The organism is Bombilactobacillus mellis (assembly GCF_000967245.1).
In the GTDB taxonomy this organism is placed as follows: Bacteria; Bacillota; Bacilli; order Lactobacillales; family Lactobacillaceae; genus Bombilactobacillus; species Bombilactobacillus mellis.
Map to the genome: position 1 here is coordinate 182,310 of NZ_KQ033877.1, position 17,971 is coordinate 200,280.

A 17,971-nucleotide genomic window follows, 5' to 3' on the forward strand; every position below is an offset into this window, starting at 1 on the left:
TTAATCACTTCCTAAAATTTGATAACCAGCAGCCTTAAGTAGGTTGGTTGCCTTACTAAGGTTAGTTTGGTTATTAAAACTTAATTGCAGATGACTAGTATTGTCTTGTTTAATTGGTGAAATGTGAATATTGATTAAATTAAGATTGGCCGAAAATAGAATATCAACTATATTTTTAATCGCCTCCGGTCCATCAGTAATTGTTAGAGTTAAACAAAAGTCTTTATTAGGATTCTTTGTTAGTTGTTGGCGGGTATTTCTAGCTTTTGTAAAAAATGCTTTAATTTCTAGTGGCTCCTGGTTTTGCAGGGCCTTTTTAATTTGGATTAATTTTTGAATATAGTCTTGGAGTTGCGTAATTAATAAATGATTATTAGTTAGTAAAATATCAGTCCACATTTGGGGATCAGAGCTGGCTATCCGGGTGGTACTTTTGAAACCGCCAGCTGCGATTTTTAATCCCAAGGGGAAATCCTGCAATTCTGTTTGAGCCTGATTAACTAAAGCAGCAGCCATAATATGTGGTAAATGACTAATTTGGCCAACAATTCGATCATGTTGACGGGAATCAACTACAAGCCACTGATTATGAGTGGCACATAAAAGATTCTTTAATTGCGAAACCGCTCTAGAGGAGGCAGCTTCAGGTACAAGAAAATAAAAGGCGTTTTCTAAAAGTTGGACACTGCCCGCTGCTACTCCAGATCGATGCGATCCTGCCATAGGATGACCACCAATAAAAGTAAAACCCCGTTTTTGTACTGCTTGTGCTGCTTGCATTATTTGTTGTTTGGTACTACCGACATCAGTAATCAGTACCTGGGGTTTTAAAGGCAGTTGAGCCAAAATTTGTAGATCGGTAATAATCACCTGCACAGGTGTAGCTAGAATAATTACATCCGCTCTCGGGGCACTAGTAGTGAAATCAGTGGTGGTTTCATCAACAAGTGAGCTGCTTTGAGCATATTTAAGACTTGCTTGATTAGTATCACTACCAATTAAGTAATAATTAGGATGGCCTTTTTTTATTGCCTGTGCTAGTGAACTACCAATTAACCCTAAACCAATTATTAAAATTTTCATGATGATATTTCCTCTTGAGATAGCAAATTATTTAAATCTTGAAAAAAGTTAGGGTAGGAAATATTGACAACAGCTGCATTCTTTAAATGTAATGGTGCAGAACATTTTAAAGCAGCAATCGCCAGCATCATGCCAATTCGATGGTCACCGTGACTATCTAGGTGTGGATTAATAACCGACCATGGTTGACGTCCATCAATAATAAAGCCATCGGCCAACTCTGTAATAGCAATACCTAATTTACTTAATTCTTCAACAGTTGTGTGAATCCGATCAGTTTCTTTAACTCTTAATTCCCCAGCGCCGGTAATTTTACTGCGGCCATCAGCGGTTGCTGCTAGTAAAGCAATAAGGGGAATTTCATCAATAATATTAGGAATTTCTGTTGCTGTTATGGTAATGGGGTGTAATTTAGCGGCGGATATTTCTAAATTGCCTCTAGGCTCACCATTTTCCTGTGATTGAGCAGTAATTTTAATTTGTCCACCCATGCGTTGTAAGACTTTTAAAAATCCTGTTCGCGTAGGATTAAGTCCAACGTTAGTTAGTTGAAGTTGTGAATGGGTAATGATACTGGCAGCTGTTAGGAAGAAAGCTGCAGAAGACAAGTCTGCCGGTATTTGAATAGTTTGTCCTTGGAGCTGATGAGCTGGTTGAATATTGATTTTATAATGATCATCACTAGTAGTAAGATGAGCGCCAAATTGTCGTAATAATCTTTCAGTGTGGTCTCGAGTAGGTAACTTTTCCATGATAGTGCTGGTATCTGAGGCTTGAAGAGCTGCCAAAATAAGTGCACTTTTTACTTGGGCACTGGCAAGTGGCATTTGATAGCATAATGAATGTAATGGCTGTCCACTGATGGTCATTGGTAGATGTCCGTGAGTTAGGTGAATAACAGCTCCCATTTGTTGTAATGGTTGTTGTATTCGCTGCATTGGTCGCTGGCTTAAAGATTGATCACCAATTAATGTAGTGGTAAAGGGTCTTCCTGCTAACAGCCCAGCCAATAATCGGGTCGTTGTTCCTGAGTTACCCATATCTAAAGCGTGAGCTGGAGCATGCCAACTTTGTAGACCTTGACCATGAATAATTACTGTTTCGTTGTTTTGACTAATATCTACACCGAAATTTTTTAGAGCTTGGAGGGTGGTTAAACAATCTTGACTGAAAAGAAAATTATGAATGGTGGTAGTTCCTAAACCCATAGCTCCTATGATTAGTGCCCGATGGGAGATACTTTTGTCTCCTGGTACTTGAATGGTTCCATGTAATCCTTGTTGTGGTTTTAAAATTAGCTGCATAATCATCACCTTAATCATTGAAGCTGGAATTTTATAGTGTTTTCCGATTGCAAAAATTGGATTCATAATAATTAAAAGTACTATCAATTTCCCAAATACTGAGAAAAAAATTATTAATATTTTCTTAGTTCTTCACGATAGGAGGCTAGTTCTTGTTTGAGACGGTTTAAATTACTGGAGGCAAATGTTTCAGTAATTACTTTAGCTATTTCAATAGCAACAACATTCTCTACCACAATTGCGGCTGGAACAATAGCTGTTGTGTCAGAACGCTCTACCTGCGCCTTTTGAGCGATTTTGGTTTTGATATCTACACTGCGCAAAGGTCGATAAAGTGTAGGTAAAGGCTTCATAGCAGCTTTAAGTACGATAGGCATACCGTTAGTCATTCCGCCTTCGAAACCGCCTAAGTGATTGGAGAGACGAGTCCAACCGCTGTCTGGATGCCAAGCAATTTCATCCATTATCTGGCTGCCATATTTTTGAGCAGCAGTAAATCCGGCGCCAATTTCGACGCCTTTAATGGCATTTATCCCCATAACAGCACCTGCCAAGCGGCCATCCAGTTTAGTATTCCAACTGGTATAGCTGCCTAATCCTGCCGGAACGTTTTCTGCCAGAACATTGACTACGCCACCCAAAGTATCGCCGTTTCTTTTAGTTTGTAAAATAAGCTCATGTAATGAGGCAACAGAATTTTGATCTAAAATCCGCAAATCATTTTGTTGAATCAATTCTCTGATTTGTTGAACGGACAAATTAGGATCATTTGTAATTTGGTGCGGTCCGATCTGTTGCACATAACCGACTAAATGAATATCCAACTGGGCCAAAAGTTGTTGACAAATATTGCCGATCGCTACCCGCATAGCAGTTTCTCTAGCTGAAGAACGTTCTAAGACATTGCGCAGATCTCGGTGACCATATTTCATTCCTCCGACTAGATCGGCATGCCCGGGACGGGGCCGAGTGATTTGCCGGAGATTATTACTCGAAGTATTAGGAGTTGTGGGGTTCATAATTTTGGACCAATGCTGATAATCATGATTTTGAATAATAAGTGCCAGCGGACTGCCTAAAGTAGTCCCATGGCGGACGCCGCCAACTACTTGAATAACATCGTGTTCAATTTTTTGTCTATTGCCGCGACCAAATCCGCCCTGGCGTTGAGTTAATTCGGCGTTAATTGCTGCAAGATCAAGCTTTAATCCGGCTGGTATACCGGATAAAATACCTGTTAACTGGGGCCCGTGGGACTCGCCTGCTGTTACGTAATCAATCATTTATTTTCCTCCTGGTGGAGCTTTGTTTGATAAGCACGAGAATTAAGCATAATAGCCTGGTATATTTTTTGTAAATAAGGAGTATGATCCGGAATTTTGCTTTTTTGAGCAATTTCTTGAAGAATCTGGGTTTCTCTGCTTTCATCAAAAATAGGAAGTTGTTGCTCTTCTTTCAGGTTATTAATGGTAGTGACAGTACTAAAACGCTGATTCAATAACTTAATAATGCGTCCATCAATTTTATTGATTTGCTGTCTTGTGGAAGTGATAGTTGTCGGAACTTGAATGGCCCAAACGGTGATGCAAACCAGTAATAACCCCATTAAGCTAATCAAAAGGTCAAAGCGCAAGGTATAGGAGATACTTTGTTTGGAAAGCCAGCCGGTAATAATCGGTATCGAAAAAGAAGCCAAACTGCCAAAAGTAAAGTACAAACCTGTGATCCGGCCTTTAATATGTGGATAAAGTTTGATAAAAAGATTGAGGCCGATTTGCATAACGCCGCCAGCAGCTGTAAAACCAAAAACAAAAGCGGCAATCATTGACAATAATGCATTAGGACTATAGCAAATTACTAATAAGGCTAAAAAGGAGAAAAGGTTGAGGGCAATTACGAGCTTGTTTTCAGATAAATTGTTTTTTAGTAACACAAAAATTATCAAAACACCGCTGATTGATCCCATACTATAGAGTGATAAAAGCCAATGGGACAATATTGCATTAAAACCAAAAGTATGGGTTACAAAAAGACTGATCCATTGAGTATAAAGAATCATTAAAGCCATAGATGTATAACCGTAACCAGCTAAACTAACTGATGCCAATGCTTTTTTCCAAGGAGATATTTGCAGATTTGCTGTCCTTGCAGCAGTATTTTCTTGATTGCGGGGTGGGAAAGTTTGCCGATTTAATAAAATAAAATTAATAATCAGCAGACCGGCAGCTAACATAAAAGACCAGCCATACCACAGTTGCTGCTTTTCTAAAACTGCAATGAAAAGTGGTAATAAGAACTCACCGGCCGACATAAAAGCTTTCAATAAAATATTAGCGGAACCTTGTTTGCTTCCCATTTCAATAAAAGTTGTATAAGTTCCCGAATCTAAAGCTGAATTAGCAATACCAGCCAAAATAGCTAAGAAATAGGCCATTTGAATATTGGTAACAAAAGCCATGCCCACAAAGAAAATGAAATAACTAATCATGCCTAAGTTAACAAAAAACTTGCGGCCCCAGTAATCTGAGAGATTACCTAAAATAAAGTAGGCCAGAAGTCGCCCAATACCAATACCTGAAATAACATAAGATACTGTAGCCAGAGGTGTTTGCCAATGCTGACCGAGAGCTTTCATGTTTTGCGTTAAAATAATAAGGCCAATGCCATGAATAAAATAGTTAAGGTATAAACTTAGTGATAATTGTCTTTTGTGCATGTGTTTACTCCTTTAAAATAGTAATAAAAAAACCAGCTAGATTAATCCCATCTAGCTGGTCAATAATTAATTTATGAAAAAGAGCTCCAGCTAGATTTTGTGTCTAGCTGGTCATCATTGTAAGACTCTGCTTAGACACGGACAAATAAGTATTGTCCGTATCTAAGATCAATGGATACGGACACTACCTATAATAATAAGCAAAGCCCAAATAATAATCCTTGTGTACTAAGCAGCGAATCATGATTCTCTTCCTTTCATATAATTGATACGAATATTAAATCATTATTATTTAATGAAGTCAATACTAATTTTATTTTAATAATTTAAACCGATTTTAACTTTTGGATAACTAAAATATTGCCTGACGGCATTTGTTCAAAATGGTAAAATATGAGCAACGAAGATATTAGGAGGCGGCTATGCAACAAAAGTATGCAAAAGTTGTGGGTGGTAGTGGAGATACAACACAAGGAGCTACTGCAACTTATCAAGATAATTTATATTTAGCTATCAATGGTGAATGGTTAAAAACAGCTAAAATTCCTGCGGATAAAACCAGTACAGGCGGCTTTTCTGATTTAGCTTTGAACATTGAAAAAACTTTAATGCAGGATTTTGCTGATTTTGCAGCTGGCAACAAAGTGCCTGCTAATGATTTGCTGACTACAGCGGTCAAGTTTTACCAAGTGGCAGCTGATTTTAAGCGGCGCAATCAAGAAGGCTTTAAACCTGCGCAAGCCGGCTATGAGTCTATCAAAAATTTAACCAGCTTCCAATCTTGGCAACAGCAACTGCCAAAGTGGTTACAACAAGGGTATCCACTCCCGTTTAATTTGGGAATTGATGCTGATATGAAAGATACCAGTAAAAATGTTGTTTATGCAGCTGCACCGGGTTTAATTTTGCCGGATACCACTTATTATCATGATAACGACAGTGGGGAGCAATTACTGAAAATTTATCAACAAGTGGCTGTGCAATTATTAGTCAAAATTGGAGAATCAGAAGCGGACGCGCAAGAGATTACCCAGCAAGCTTTACAGTTTGATCGTTCACTGGTGGATTATGTAAAAAGTGCTGAGGAACAAGCAGATTATGTGCAGATGTATAATCCGCAAAAAATGGCAGCTTTTGCCAGCCAAGGTGGTCAAATCAATTTTGCAAGTCTTATTAATCAAGCGGTGAATGATGAGGTTACACAGGTTATCGTTACAGAACCGCGTTTCTTTAAGCATTTTGCTAAACTAGTTAATGACCAAACGTTTCAGCAATTGAAAAATTGGACCTTAGTGCAATATGTATTTAATTGCAGCTCTTTATTAAGTCAAGATTTTCGAGAAATTGCTGGGCAATATAGTTTGGCTCTGCGGGGCAATCAGGAATTATCAGCTCCTGTTAAGCAGGCTTACAACTTAACTAGTGCTACTTTTAGTGAAGTTATCGGTCAATATTATGGTGAAGAGTACTTTGGCCACGAAGCTAAGGCCGATGTCGAACAAATGATCCATAAAATGATCAGTATTTATCAACGGCGCATAAAAAATAATACGTGGTTAGGAACAGCTACTAAAGAAAAAGCTATTGTTAAATTGGATAAAATGGTATTGAAAATTGGGTATCCTACTAAAGTTAATCAACTTTACCAGCAATTTAAGGTTGATCCCCAGCAATCCTTATTAAGCAATATGAGAGAAATTGATCGCTTAATTATTGCTGATAATTTTGCGAAATATCATCGTCCTGTTGATCGTAATGAATGGGCAATGCCGGGACATATGGTTAATGCTTGTTATGATCCTTCGCGTAATGATATTACTTTTCCTGCAGCTATTTTACAGGCGCCTTTTTATAGTTTGCATCAATCTGCTAGTGAAAATTATGGCGGTATCGGAGCCGTTATTGCACATGAAATTTCTCATGGCTTTGATAATAATGGGGCCCAGTTTGATGAATTTGGTAATATGAATAATTGGTGGACCGATGAAGATTACGCAACTTTTAAGCAGTTGACTCAAGCCATGATTGATGAATTTGAAGGTTTGGATTTTGCCGGTGGTAAAGTTAATGGGAAGCTGGTAGTAAGCGAAAATGTTGCCGATGCCGGTGGCTTGAGCTGTGCCTTAGAAGCTGCTAAAGATGAACCCGATGCTGATTTGAAGGAATTCTTCATTAATTGGGCTCGTATTTGGCGGACTAAATCAACGCAGCAATTAATGGAAATGTATTTAAGCATTGATGTTCATGCTCCTGCGCCTTTACGTGCGAATGTCCAAGCGCAGAATATGGATGATTTTTATACTACTTTTGGTATTACTAGTAAAGATGGTATGTGGTTAGCACCGGAAAAACGAGTTAACATCTGGTAAAATACCATAAAACAGCTATTTGTCCAATTTAGGGCAAATAGCTGTTTTTTTATACTGGAACAAGGAGATATTAGTTGAAAAAGCCTCTGATTCATAAAAATTTTTTATAATTATCGAAAAACAATTCCTTTTTAAAAAATAATAGAAATTTAATAAATGAAGAAGTGGTTCTTTTTTTAATGTTATATTATTTAATAAATATTAACTTTAACAACGTATAGGAGGGGAAATAATGAAAATAGCTGAATTTGGGGTTGAATCTTGGTTGAATCGCTGGGAAAAGTCTGCTCAATATGATATTAGTCAAAGCAGCATTTCTGCTTTGACGTTACAGGAATTGTTTACCATAACTAAAACTGATCCCCAGCAATTTATAGATCAAATATTCCAAAGCCCGATGAATTATGGCTGGATTGAAGGCTCGCCACAATTTAAGCAGCAGGTTTGTCAATTATATGATCACGTTCATCCGCAGCAGGTTTTACAAACCAATGGGGCTACAGGAGCCAATTATTTGGCCTTATATTCCTTAATTGAACCGGGCGATCATGTGATTAGTGAATATCCCTCTTATCAGCAAATGTTTGACATTCCCAAATCATTAGGAGCTAAAGTTGATTTATGGCATATTCATGAATCTCATAATTGGTATCCCAGCATACAGGAATTAAAGCAATTAGTTAGACCGGATACTAAATTAATTTGCTTAAATAATGCTAATAATCCTACGGGCACCTTATTAAAGCGGGATTTTTTAGAGCAAGTAGTCCAAATTGCTAAATCAGTGCACGCATATGTCTTAGTTGATGAAGTTTATCTGCCTTTAGATGAACCGGAAAATTTTGTTTCTATTGTTGATTTATATAATGATGGAATCGCTACTAATTCCTTATCGAAAAGTTATTCTTTTCCCGGAGTAAGAATTGGCTGGATTGTAGCTAATGAGCAATTAAGCGATCAATTTAGGAAATATCGTGATTATACTATGATCTGCGGTGGCGTAATTAATGATTTATTAGCTACTTATATATTGGAGAATCGCTATCAAATCTGGGAACGCAATCGAAAACTAGTATTAAACAATTTACAAATTTTCCAGCAGTGGCTGGAGCAGGAACCGCGTGTTAGTTGTGTACTACCGCAAGCCGTTTCCACTTCTTGTATTAAATTAGATATACCCATTGCTACTAAAGATTTTTGCTTGAATTTACTTCAACAAACCGGAGTTTTATTGGTTCCTGGTGAATGCTTTGACTTACCGGGTCACGCACGTCTAGGTTATTGTACTGATGAAGCTACATTAAAAGCCGGATTAACTAGATTATCACAATTTTTACGGCAATATGATTAAAATTCATCTTGACGAACTATTTAAAAAAACATTCTCCACTATGCTTAGTAGCTGGAACTTGAATTTAAAAAATGTGGGAGAAATAATTAATAGTAACCTAAGTTCAACGTTGATAGTAAGCTAAATATTTAGTTAACTATCAACGTTTTTTACTGGAGAAATTCTCGTCCTAAGTTTTTGAAATTAGTTATGAGGTTGAGCTGTAGAATCTCGAATTTTGATTTGGGGCTGATGCGTAATTGAATGAAACTCTTTGCCGTGAATTAATTTTAAAATTCCTTGGCCGGCTTCTTTGCCGATAGAATAAGTGTCATATTTCATTGTAGTTAAGGTTGGGGTTAAATAGCTGGTACCATCGTAGTCATCAAAACCACATACTGAAATATCTTGGGGAATGCAATATTTCATTTTTTTAAGTTTATCAACAACTAGAATAGCTAGTTGATCGTTATAGCAAGTTATAGCTGTGGGTGGCTGATTATTGTTTAAGTAAAGATCTAACTTATCACTAATAGTTTTAAAATTATCGTGTGAACTATACATAATTAAAAAACTATTCGACAGTGTAATACTACTTTCTTGATAAGCTTCGATAAATCCCTGCATACGATTAATACCTTGTAAATCATCCGTTTGAAAAATACCGATAATTTTTTGATGTCCTAATTTAAAAAGATACTTAACAAGTTCTTTTTCGGATTGTTTATCGGTATTTGTGATAACCGGGAAATGTAATTTGGGATAAATTGCGTTAATAAAAATTAGTGGTACTTTATCATGGGATATAATTTGATAAATATCTAAATTAGGGTTAGGTTTAGCACTTTCGCTTGGTTCAACAATTAATCCTGCAACCTGAGAATCCAGCATATTAATTAAACGTAATCTTTCTCTGCTTGTGTCGTTATGAGTATTGGCTACAAGTAAGGAATATCCTTTTTTTGCAATAATAGAATCTATGTGAGAAATAAGTTTCGGAAATATATAATCAGCAATATGAGTGCAAATTAAGCCAATAGTCTTACTTTCAGGATTATAATTCCATTTTTTATTCAAATCTTGAATATACATTCCACTTCCCTGGATACGATAAATAAGATTCTCACTTTCTAATTGACCTAAAGCTTTGCGAACAGCATAGCGAGAAATTTTAAATTGGGATATTAAATCGTCTTCAGTTGGCAATTTTTGATTAGCTTTAAGTTGACCACTAGTAATTTGTTCTTTAATTCTTTCTTTAATGATCATAAAGTCATTTTTCATATTCTTTTATTCCTAAAATTTATTCGAATTAATATATTTATTTTATCACAAAACATCATTTTATTTGATGAACAAATCAAACTAAAAAAATAAATTTTATTTCAAAAAATAAATTAAGGTCTTTAAGTTAGCTTTTTTTGTTCTTTTAATTATTCGAATAAATTAATAAGTATATTGATTTATGCTAATTTATTTTATAATATAAGAACGTTGATGAAAACGCTTTGTCTTTAATTGCTATACATTAATAATAAAAAAGGATGAGTTTAGTGAATATTAAATCCTATGCTTCAGAAATTCAAAAAGGTAAAACAGCCTTAGGAATTGAATTAGGCTCAACACAAATTAAAGCAGTTTTGATTGATGCTGACGCTAGAACGATCGCCGAAGGTAGTTATGTGTGGGAAAACGATTATCAAAACGGTATTTGGACTTATTCTTTAGCGGACGTTTGGCAGGGCATTCAGGCGAGCTATCAACAATTAGCTGCTAATGTTCAAAGTAATTATCATATTTCGTTACAAAAAATCGGAGCTATTGGCGTTAGTGCGATGATGCATGGTTACTTAGTGTTTGATCAACAAGACCGGCAATTAGTTCCATTTAGAACTTGGCGAAACAATATTACCCAAGATGCTGCCGATGAATTAACACAACTATTTGATTTTAATATTCCTTTGCGTTGGAGTATTGCTCATTTGTATCATGCTATTTTACATCAGGAAAAACATGTTAATCAGATTAATTATATGACGACACTAGCTGGCTATGTTCATTGGCAATTATCAGGTGAAAAGATGATCGGGATTGGTGATGCTTCAGGGATGTTTCCTATCGATAATCATTGCCAATTTAATCCGCAAATGATTGAACAATTTAATCATATACCCAAGGTACAACAGTATTCTTGGAAACTAGCTGATATTTTACCCACAATTAAAACTGCGGGTCAGCCAGCAGGTCATCTAACTAGCAAAGGCGCTAAATTGCTTGATCCTACCGGTAATTTACAAAGCGGTAGTATTATGGCTGCTCCTGAAGGTGATGCGGGTACGGGTATGATCAGTACCAATAGTGTCAGATTACAAACGGGCAATATTTCTGTTGGGACTTCAGCCTTTTCAATGGTGGTTTTAGACAAACCTTTGAAAAAAGTTCATCGCGATATAGATTTGGTTACCACTCCTACTGGTTTGCCTGTAGCAATGGTGCATATTAATAATTGTTCTTCTGATATCAATGCTTGGACAAATCTTTTTCAGGAGTTTGCCAGTCGTTTAGGCTCAAATATATCTCCTAATAAACTGTATGAGACTCTATTCTTAGATGTCGTTAAAAGTGATCCCGATGCTGGCGGTTTAATTAATTATAGTTATTTGTCTGGAGAAAATATTACTGACATCAAGGCAGGTCGACCATTATTTGTCCGGACGCCGGAAAGCAAATTTACGTTAGCTAATTTTATGTTGGCACAACTTTATTCGGCCTTTGCTCCGCTTAAAATTGGGATGGATATTTTGACTAAAAAAGAAGATGTTCATCCAGGAGTAATGATTGCTCAGGGAGGATTATTTAAAACTCCCGTAATGGCTCAGCAGGTTTTAGCTAATGCTTTAAATATTCCGATTGCCGTTATGAATAATGCAAGTGTAGGTGGACCTTGGGGTATGGCAGTTTTAGCAAAATACACTGCCTCTGGTACCCAACAAAGCTTATCCGATTACTTGGATACGCAAATATTTGCTCATGCCGATACAATGACACTCAGTCCTGAGCCACAGGGTGTGCAGGGTTATGAAGATTATATTAAACGTTATCAACAAGGCCTGGCAATTGAATCACAGGCAGATGTTTTAGATGATTAAATTAAGGAGGTGAGATATTGTTAGAAGAATTAAAACAAGAAGTTTATGAAGCTAATATGCAGTTACCACAATTAGATTTGGTTACTTTTACGTGGGGCAATGTTTCCGGAATTGACCGCCAACAAGGCTTGTTTGTCATTAAACCTTCAGGAGTGGCTTATGCGGACTTAAAACCTAGCGACTTAGTAGTTGTGAATTTAAAAGGTGAGGTCGTCGAAGGTGATTTGAATCCTTCCAGTGATACGCCTACGCATACGGTTTTATATAATGCTTTTCCCAACATTGGGGGGATTGTGCATACCCATTCTCCGTGGGCGGTTTCTTTTGCGGCAGCAGGTTTGGATATTCCGGCTTTGAATACCACTCATGCGGATACCTTTTATACGGCGGTACCGGCAGCGCGGGCTTTAAATCAAGCCGAAATTGAAGCTGATTATGAAGGCAATACCGGTAAAGCGATTGTGGAGACTTTTGAACAGCGGCATTTAGATTATGAAGCGACGCCGGCGGCCTTAGTCAGTCAACACGGACCTTTCAGTTGGGGCAAAGATGCGGCCCAGGCAGTGTATAATGCGAAGGTTTTAGAAGTAGTAGCAGAAGAGGATTATCATTCATTACAGTTAACGCGGGCTAATATTGAATTACCGCAATACTTATTGGATAAACATTATTATCGCAAGCATGGACAAGAAGCCTATTATGGGCAGAACAATGCCCAGTCACAAACCCATGCGCATCATGAAAAATAACTAAGGAGTATTAAGAATGTTAAAAGTTCCAGATTATGAATTTTGGTTTGCTGCTGGTAGTCAACATTTATATGGTGAAGAAACTTTAAAAAGTGTTGCTAAAGATTCGAAAGAAATTGTTGCTGGTTTAAATGCTAGTGGAAAATTACCTTATAAAATTGTTTTTAAAGAAGTTTTGACTACCGCTGATGAAATCACTAAATTTATGAAAGAAGCTAATTACAATGATCAAGTAGCTGGGGTAATTACTTGGATGCATACCTTTTCTCCAGCCAAAAATTGGATTCGCGGTACTAAGTTATTACAAAAACCTTTGCTTCATTTTGCAACGCAATATTTGAATTATATTCCCTATGATACGATTGACTTTGACTATATGAACTTAAATCAGAGTGCTCATGGTGATCGGGAATACGGTTATATTAATGCTCGCCTGCAAAAACATAATAAAGTCATTTATGGACATTGGAACGATAGTGAAACACAACAAGAAATTGCTGATTGGCAAGATGTTGCTGTAGCTTATGATGAGTCCTTTAATTTGAAGGTTGCTCGTTTTGGTGACAATATGCGTAATGTAGCGGTCACTGAAGGTGATAAAATTCAAGCACAAATCCAAATGGGGTGGACAGTTGATTACTTTGGCGTCGGTGATCTAGTGGCAGAGATGAAACAGGTCAGTGACGATGACGTAGAAAAAGAATATCAAAAACTGAAATCTGATTATGAATTTGTCGTGGGTGATAATGATCCGCAAACGTTTGAGCATGCAGTACGCTATCAATTAAAGCAATATCTGGCAATGTCACGTTTCTTTGAACGCGGTGGTTATAGTGCCTTTACGACGAATTTTGAAGATCTCTGGGGATTAGAAGAACTACAAGGCTTAGCTGCTCAACTTTTGATGCGTGACGGTTACGGCTTTGCCGGTGAAGGTGACTGGAAGACAGCTGCTTTGTTACGTGTCTTTAAGATTATGACTCATAATCAAAAAACTGCCTTTATGGAAGATTATACGTTAGATTTACGTCCTGGACATGAGGCTATTTTAGGTTCTCATATGTTGGAAGTTGATCCATCGATTGCCTCCACAAAACCAAGAGTTGAAGTTCATCCTTTGGATATCGGCGGCAAAGATGATCCAGCTCGTCTAGTCTTTACTGGTTCTGCAGGTGATGCAATTGACGTTACAATGGCTGATTTTCGTGATGGTTTTAAGTTGATCAGTTATCCAGTAGATGCACACAAACCTGAAAAGGAAACACCGCATTTGCCAGTGGCTAAACAAATGTGGACACCAAAGGCTGGCTTGAAGAAAGGTGCTACCGAGTGGATTCAAAATGGCGGTGGACATCATACAGTCTTTTCATTTGCAGCGACAGAACAGCAAGTGCAAGATTTAGCCACCTTATATGGTATTAAATTGGCCAATATTGAGTAGAATTTTTGGAGGTATTATTATGATTAAGTCCAATGATTATACTAACCCTTTGATTATTCAAAGAGCCGATCCTTTTATTTATAAGCATACTGATGGTTATTATTATTTTACTGCGTCAGTACCTGCTTATAATTTAATAGAAATCCGTCGAGCTAAAACTTTATCCGGTTTAGCACATGCTGCTCCAAGAACTGTTTGGCGCAAGCATGAACAGGGGCCGATGAGTCAGCTTATTTGGGCACCAGAAATTCATTACATTGGGGGAAAATGGTTCATTTATTTTGCAGCTGCAGAGACAACAGAGTTTGACAATAACGGGATGTTTCAGCACCGGATGTTTTGTATTGAATGTGATAACCAGGATCCGATGGCTAGTGAAGAAGATTGGTTTGAACATGGACAGGTAAAAACACCTCTCAATAGCTTTTCTTTAGATGCGACCTGTTTTGAGTTTAATGATAAATTGTACTATGTTTGGGCGCAAAAAGATCCTCAAATTAGGGGTAATTCTAATCTATACATTGCACAAATGGAAAATCCTTGGACCTTAAAAACTGAACCGGTTATGTTATCAAAACCTGAATATGAATGGGAAACACGTGGTTTTTGGGTGAATGAAGGGCCAGCGGTTTTGCACCATGGTGATCACTTCTTCTTAACTTATTCTGCCAGTGCTACAGATGAAAATTACTGTATGGGTATGTTAAGTATTTCGGATCAGAAAGATTTGTTAGTTGCAGATAATTGGGATAAGAGTAAGAAGCCAGTCTTTCAAAGTGATTTAAAACAGCATCAATATGGACCTGGACATAATTGCTTCACCGTTGCTGAAGACAATCAGACAGATATTTTGGTTTATCATTGCCGTGATTATACGGATATAAAAGGTGATCCTTTATATGACCCTAACCGTCATACTAAAGTTCAGCCGTTTACTTGGAATAGTGATGGCACACCTAATTTTGGAAAGCCAGTTCCGTATAATTACCAATGAAGGGGGATAAATTGAATTATGGATACAAAACAAGAATCAAAAAATAAACATTTTTGGGGATTCCCATTTACTCATTTTAGTTACTTCTTTATCTGGGCTACTATCTATGGTTATCTAACTCTTTGGATGGAGCAGGTTGGACATTTAAATGGTGCTCAATCTGGGTTAGTCTTTTCCATGATGGCAGGAATCTCTTTAATCTTTCAACCATTTTTTGGAGTTATTTCTGATAAACTTCTTTTTAAGAAAAATTTAATTTTAACAATTGCAGCAGTAGCTATCTTAATTGGACCATATTTTCAATGGGTATTTATACCTTTATTGCACATAAACTCTTTTCTTGTAGCACTAGTAACTGGTACTTTTCTGAGCTTCATTTTAAATGGCGGTGTTAGTGTTATTGAACAGTATGTTCAAAGAGCCAGTTTAGCTAATGGGTTTGAATATTCACACTCACGTTTGGGTGGTTCTTTAGCCGGAATTGTCGCTTCATTAGTAGCGGGCAGAATATTTCTTTGGAAACCGAATTCTATTTTTTGGATGTGTACAATTGCTGCTATAATTTTAGTTTGTTTATTACTTTTTAGCGATAAAATTAATTTAGACAATGCATCTGCTGCTGGTGACACTTCTAATTCTCTTGATTTAAAAACAGTTGGTGCCGTTTTCAAAAATATGAATTTTTGGGTTCTATCAATTTTTTATATGGGTGCTTCAGCTATTTTTGATGTTTTTGATCAGCAATTCATTATTTTCTTTAAAACCTTTTTCCACACAGCAGCTCAGGGAACCTTAGTTTATAGTTATATGACATCTGGTCAGACTATCATTGAATTTTTCTTAATGTTTCCTATGCCTTGGATTATTAATAAAATTGGATCTCGTAACGGTTTAATTGCCTATGGTTTTTTGACTTGTATTCGGATTTTAGGATCAGCTTTATCACCTTCCTGGGGATGGGTAGTATTCTTTAGATTAATTGCTGGATTAGAGATGCCTCTTTTATTAACCTCCATCATGAAATATATTGCTGGTGCTTTTGATATAAGAATCTATGCTACGGTTTACGCCTTAGCATCGAATTTTGCTAAACAAATCTCAGTGTTTATTTTTTCGACAGTGGCTGGTAATTTGTATGATAAAATTGGATATCAACATACTTATGTTGCAATGGGAATCTTTGTCTTTCTAGTTACTTTATTTGCTGCATTTACTTTGAAAAAAGAAGATCCTGTTCAAGCCGGAGAAACAGACAAGACACAGGCAAGTCCTGATAATAATATGTCTACTAATTCTAGTACATCAACAAATTAGTTAAAAATAGGTAAATTTAAGATGATGAATGCTAATTTAACAATTAATTATGATGACATTATTGGAAAAATTGATCCACGTCTTTGGGGATCATTTACCGAACAATTGGGCAGATCAATTTATACAGGAATTTATCAACCCGGACATCCTCAGGCAGATAGTAATGGTTTTAGAAAAGATGTTATTGAGGCAATTTTAAAGCTCAAAGTCCCATTAATCCGCTATCCTGGAGGTAATTTCGTTTCAGGATATAATTGGGAAGACGGTATTGGGCCTAAAGATCAGCGCCCTCGACGCCTAGATTTAGCTTGGAAAAGTATAGAAACTAATGAATTTGGGTTACATGAATTTATCAATTGGTGCAGGTTGGTAAATGCGCAACCGGACATGGCTATTAATTTAGGAACTAGAGGAATAGATGCCGCGCGCAATTTAATTGAATATTGTAACTTTTCTAAGGGGACTTATTGGAGTGATTTGCGCCGAAAAAACGGCGCCGAAGAACCTTTTAATATTAAAGTATGGTCCTTAGGAAATGAAATGGATGGTGACTGGCAGATTGGTCATAAAACTGCCGAAGAGTATGGCCGTCTTGCACACGAAACCGCTAAAGCAATGCGGATAGTAGATCCTAATATTGAGCTGATTGCGAGTGGTAGTTCTTTACACAATATGCCTACTTTTGGAAAATGGGAAGAAACAATATTAGATCATGTTTATGATGATATAGACTATTTGTCTTTACATCAATATTATGACGATTATGACCATGATATAGCTAAATTTTTGGCTTCTTCCGAAGATTTTGATAGTTTTATTAATGATGTTATAGCTATTTGTGATGCTGTGAAAGCACGTAAACATAGTAATAAAATTATAAATTTGGCTATGGATGAATGGAATGTTTGGTATCACTCCAAGGAAACTGATGCACAACAAAAGCCATGGCAACAGGCACCTACTCTGTTAGAGGATCATTATACTTTTGCAGATGCCTTAGTTGTAGGAGGATTGGCCATTACTTTGATGAAGCATGCTGATCGTGTAAAAATTGGCTGTCTTGCCCAATTGGTCAATGTTATTGCTCCAATTATGACTAGGCCTTCAGGTGAACCTTCTGTTTGGTATCAGTCGATCTTTTATCCTTTTATGCAGGTTTCTAACTTAGGCCAAGGGCTATCATTAAAGGTAAAGAAAGAAGTAAAAGCCTACCAGATAAATAACCGTGATATACCATATGTTGATGCTGCTGCTGTTTATAATAGTAAGAAACAAGAGATTGTTCTATTTATTGAAAATAAAAGCAGTGATTCTATAAATTTAAATTGTTCGTTTAATAACTTTGATATTCAAAAATTATTAACGTCGACAACATTTAGTGGCTATAATCTTGATTTAACCAATGAACAACAAGTGATGAAATTAAGGACATCAAAAACTACCTCTTTAGAAGATGATTGTTTGAGAGCACAATTGGAACCATATTCTTGGAATGTGGCTAGAATAAAAGTAGAAGTATAAA

The 17,971-nt window shown here is 36.7% G+C and carries 13 protein-coding genes; 8 read left to right on the plus strand and 5 right to left on the minus strand.

Annotated features, from left to right (window positions below; translation table 11 throughout):
• The 4 genes from JG29_RS00805 to JG29_RS00820 all read right to left on the minus strand — a co-directional run bounded on the left by JG29_RS00805 (nt 1) and on the right by JG29_RS00820 (nt 5,103).
• A complete protein-coding gene (locus JG29_RS00805) occupies nt 1–1,083 on the minus strand; it encodes a prephenate dehydrogenase (protein ID WP_045922073.1) in 1,083 nt (360 codons plus the stop codon).
• On the minus strand, nt 1,080–2,393 hold the full coding sequence (gene aroA / locus JG29_RS00810) for a 3-phosphoshikimate 1-carboxyvinyltransferase (RefSeq protein ID WP_045922680.1): 1,314 nt from the start codon (nt 2,391–2,393) through the stop codon (nt 1,080–1,082). Before aroA ends, JG29_RS00805 begins: the two co-directional genes overlap by 4 nt.
• A gap of 107 nt (nt 2,394–2,500) precedes the next feature.
• Nucleotides 2,501–3,670, minus strand: coding sequence for a chorismate synthase (gene aroC, locus JG29_RS00815; protein ID WP_045922074.1), 1,170 nt, complete (start codon nt 3,668–3,670; stop codon nt 2,501–2,503).
• On the minus strand, nt 3,667–5,103 hold the full coding sequence (locus tag JG29_RS00820) for an MFS transporter (protein ID WP_045922075.1): 1,437 nt from the start codon (nt 5,101–5,103) through the stop codon (nt 3,667–3,669). The genes aroC and JG29_RS00820 overlap by 4 nt, the downstream gene beginning before the upstream one ends.
• A gap of 422 nt (nt 5,104–5,525) precedes the next feature.
• On the opposite strand from JG29_RS00820, the gene JG29_RS00825 reads away from it, so the two are divergent.
• Both JG29_RS00825 and JG29_RS00830 read left to right on the plus strand, forming a co-directional pair.
• Nucleotides 5,526–7,472 (plus strand): M13 family metallopeptidase, encoded by a 1,947-nt coding sequence (locus tag JG29_RS00825; protein ID WP_045922076.1) that lies wholly within the window; start codon nt 5,526–5,528, stop codon nt 7,470–7,472.
• Nucleotides 7,473–7,704: 232 nt separating this feature from the next.
• The gene (locus tag JG29_RS00830; protein WP_045922077.1) at nt 7,705–8,823 is read left to right on the plus strand and encodes an aminotransferase; all 1,119 of its coding nucleotides are present in this window, start codon (nt 7,705–7,707) and stop codon (nt 8,821–8,823) included.
• A gap of 183 nt (nt 8,824–9,006) precedes the next feature.
• On the opposite strand, the gene JG29_RS00835 is transcribed toward JG29_RS00830, so the two are convergent.
• Entirely contained in the window at nt 9,007–10,086 is a 1,080-nt protein-coding gene (locus tag JG29_RS00835; RefSeq protein WP_045922078.1) for a GntR family transcriptional regulator, read from the minus strand.
• Nucleotides 10,087–10,355: 269 nt separating this feature from the next.
• On the opposite strand from JG29_RS00835, the gene JG29_RS00840 reads away from it, so the two are divergent.
• Genes JG29_RS00840 through arfA form a run of 6 tightly spaced genes read left to right on the plus strand, consistent with a single transcriptional unit; the run spans nt 10,356 to nt 17,970 of the window.
• Nucleotides 10,356–11,951, plus strand: a complete 1,596-nt coding sequence (locus tag JG29_RS00840) for a xylulokinase (protein WP_045922079.1) — start codon at nt 10,356–10,358, stop codon at nt 11,949–11,951.
• Nucleotides 11,952–11,968: 17 nt separating this feature from the next.
• Nucleotides 11,969–12,700 carry an L-ribulose-5-phosphate 4-epimerase gene (locus tag JG29_RS00845; RefSeq protein ID WP_045922080.1) on the plus strand — a complete coding sequence of 244 codons (732 nt, stop codon included), beginning with the start codon at nt 11,969–11,971 and terminating at the stop codon, nt 12,698–12,700.
• Between the two features lie 16 nt (nt 12,701–12,716).
• The gene (gene araA / locus JG29_RS00850) at nt 12,717–14,141 is read left to right on the plus strand and encodes an L-arabinose isomerase (RefSeq protein WP_045922081.1); all 1,425 of its coding nucleotides are present in this window, start codon (nt 12,717–12,719) and stop codon (nt 14,139–14,141) included.
• Between the two features lie 19 nt (nt 14,142–14,160).
• Nucleotides 14,161–15,135, plus strand: coding sequence for a glycoside hydrolase family 43 protein (locus JG29_RS00855; RefSeq protein WP_045922082.1), 975 nt, complete (start codon nt 14,161–14,163; stop codon nt 15,133–15,135).
• Between the two features lie 18 nt (nt 15,136–15,153).
• On the plus strand, nt 15,154–16,449 hold the full coding sequence (locus tag JG29_RS00860; RefSeq protein WP_045922083.1) for an oligosaccharide MFS transporter: 1,296 nt from the start codon (nt 15,154–15,156) through the stop codon (nt 16,447–16,449).
• Between the two features lie 24 nt (nt 16,450–16,473).
• Nucleotides 16,474–17,970: an arabinosylfuranosidase ArfA gene (gene arfA, locus JG29_RS00865; protein ID WP_045922681.1), complete on the plus strand. Its 1,497-nt coding sequence runs from the start codon at nt 16,474–16,476 to the stop codon at nt 17,968–17,970.
• Nucleotide 17,971: the final 1 nt, after the last annotated feature.